We start from the raw sequence: 274 nt of genomic DNA, 5'->3' as shown, positions 1-274 counted from the left end.
CTACGCTCCCTGCCGGGTGCTGTGGGCAGAGGAACCCGAAACCGGCGACGGCGGCGTCCCCATCCGGGGGCAGCGGGCCGGATTTGGCTACGGCACCCTCAAAGGGCATCCGGAACGGGGCGAGGAGGGGTTCTATGCCGAGCTGGACGGCGAGGGGAAGCTGGCTTTCCGGGTGGCGGCCTACAGCAGGCCCGCCAACCGGCTGATAGCCGCCGGAGATTTCGCCAACCGCGCCGTGCAGGGGCTAATCACCCGGAGGTATGTTGCGGCAGCC

The 274-nt window shown here is 69.7% G+C and carries 1 protein-coding gene; it reads left to right on the top strand.

Annotated elements, in window-relative coordinates:
• Positions 1 to 16 precede the first annotated feature (16 nt).
• Positions 17 to 274 (top strand): DUF1990 family protein (locus tag SB754_RS20230; protein WP_410784156.1); only part of this gene is annotated, 258 nt, incomplete at its 3' end.

This window comes from Leifsonia sp. SIMBA_070, assembly GCF_046534635.1.
Taxonomy (GTDB): Bacteria; Actinomycetota; Actinomycetes; order Actinomycetales; family Microbacteriaceae; genus Leifsonia.
The sequence above is the reverse complement of the archived record's forward strand: the minus strand, read 5'-3'. Positions and strand labels throughout refer to the sequence as shown.